Annotated in this window: 2 protein-coding genes; one reads left to right on the plus strand and one right to left on the minus strand. The window is 64.3% G+C overall.

Annotated features, from left to right (window positions below; genetic code table 11):
• Positions 1–32: 32 nt before the first annotated feature.
• Positions 33–434, minus strand: a complete 402-nt coding sequence (locus VW23_RS08380; protein WP_069909120.1) for a DUF1761 domain-containing protein — start codon at positions 432–434, stop codon at positions 33–35.
• Between the two features lie 152 nt (positions 435–586).
• Between VW23_RS08380 and VW23_RS08385 the strand changes: the two genes are divergently transcribed.
• Entirely contained in the window at positions 587–2,230 is a 1,644-nt protein-coding gene (locus VW23_RS08385) for an alpha-glucosidase family protein (RefSeq protein WP_069909121.1), read from the plus strand.
• The last annotated feature ends 42 nt before the right edge of the window (positions 2,231–2,272 follow it).

Genomic DNA, 2,272 nt, shown 5'->3' on the forward strand with positions numbered 1-2,272 from the left:
GGGTGGGGGCAGCCCGCACCAGCTAAAGGCAGTTACCGCCAAACCGCCAGCAGCGCCCCCATCAGCAGCAGCGCGATCAGGTTGTTGCCGAGGTTGATGGCGATCAGCTTCAGCGAGCGGTTCTCATAGCCCCAAAGCGACACCAGCAGCGTCGCCATGAAGCCGAGCCAGACCCAGAAGCCGGCCAGCGCGCCGTTGAGCCAGTCGGTGATGTTGGCGCCGACGATGATGTTGGCCAGCGCGAACGACATGATCAACGAGGCGATGACATCGACCACCATCGCCTTGCCGAGCCCCGCCTTCATCGTCTCCGGCGTCACCCCGGTGAGCGCCTGCCACGGCTTCAGCAGCAGCGGCGGCGAATACCAGGCAAAGCCCACGGCCATGCGGATGATTGCGGCGACAAGCACGGCCAACCAGTTGATCGGCAGCATTGTTTGAACTCCCCAGGGCGCCCCTCGCCCGGATAAATTCTACCGCCGAAGCAAACTGCGCCGCAATCGGCGCGGAACCCCCATGCCGTCAAAGCGATTGCCTTTCCGGTGGCCCCTCGCGACAGTGCAAATACGAAACGGCGGAGACTTCGATGACGGATTGGTGGCGCGGCGCGGTGATCTATCAGGTCTATCCACGCTCGTTTCAGGACAGCAACGGCGACGGCATCGGTGATCTACCGGGCATCATGCGCCGGCTCGATCACATCGCCAGCCTCGGCGTCGATTGCATCTGGCTCTCGCCGATCAACCAGTCGCCGCAGCGCGACATGGGCTACGACGTTTCCGACTACAAGGAAGTCGACCGCCTGTTCGGCAGCCTCGAAGACTTCGACGACCTGATCAAGCGCGCCCACGCGCTGGGTCTCAAGGTGATCATCGACCAGGTGCTGAGCCATTCCTCGGACATGCATCCGTGGTTTCGCGAGAGCCGGCTCAACCGCACCAATGCCAAGGCCGACTGGTATGTCTGGGCCGACCCCAGGCGCGACGGCTCGCCGCCCAATAACTGGCCAAGCGTCTTCGGTGGCCGCGCCTGGGAGTGGAACCCCAGCCGCGGCCAGTACTACTTCCACAATTTCCTGATCGAGCAGCCCGACCTCAATTTCCACAACCCCGACGTGCAGGATGCGGTGCTCGACGTCATGCGCTTCTGGCTCGAGCGCGGTGTCGACGGTTTCAGGCTCGACACCGTGAACTACTACTTCCAGGACAAGCTGCTGAGGAACAACCCGCCGGCGCGGCGGCCCAAACACCTGCCTTATGCGGTCAACCCCTACGACATGCAGGACCACAAGTTCGGCAAGAGCCAGCCCGAAAACGTCGGCTTCCTGAAGCGGGTGCGCAAGCTCCTCGACCAGTATCCCGGCACCACTACGGTTGGCGAAGTCGGCGACAGCCATCGCGGACTGCAACTGATGGAGGAATACACCTCCGGCGGCGACAAGCTGCACATGGCCTATACCTTCGACATGCTCGGCCCCGAGTTCACCGCCGAGCACTTCCGCACCAAGATGGCGAAGTTCTTCGTCGGCGCGCCGAATGGCTGGCCGTGCTGGAGCTTTTCCAACCACGACGTCAACCGCCACATGACCCGCTGGGCGCCGTATTCACGGAGCCCGGCCGATCTCGCCCGCGAGGCGGCGGCGATGCTCTTGAGCTTCAAGGGCTCGGTCTGCCTCTATCAGGGTGAGGAGCTGGGCCTGCCCGAAGCCGATATCCTGTTCGAAGAGCTGACCGATCCGCCGGGCATCCGCTTCTGGCCCGAATACAAGGGGCGCGACGGCGCCCGCACGCCGATGCCATGGGAGGAGGGCGAGGCCCCCAACGGTTTCTCCAGCGCCAAGCCGTGGTTGCCGGTGAAGCCGAACCACTCGGCTCTGAACGTCGCCGCCCAGAACGCTGATCCGGACTCGACGCTGAGCTTCTATCGCAAGGCGCTGGCTTTCCGCCGCGCCCACCCGGTCTTTGCGTCAGGCGATATCGAGTTCCTGAAAGTCGCCGAGCCGCTGCTTGCCTTCCGCCGCACCGGCACGGACGACGCCATCACCTGCCTGTTCAACCTCTCGGCCGACCCGCTCACCGTGACGCTCGACGGTGGCGAGGGGCTCGAGCCGTTGGAGCTCTCGCACGGCGCCGAGCGCCGAAAGAGCAAGCTGAAGCTCGAAGCCAACGGCTTCGCCTTCTTTGCGACATCGGAGATGAAGGTGGCGTTTGGCGGGAGGCGGAAGCGCTGATCGGCTGAGAGGCCGGTGCGGGAAGAGTACCCCCCACCCTGT

Source organism: Devosia insulae DS-56 (assembly GCF_000970465.2).
Taxonomy (GTDB): Bacteria; Pseudomonadota; Alphaproteobacteria; order Rhizobiales; family Devosiaceae; genus Devosia_A; species Devosia_A insulae.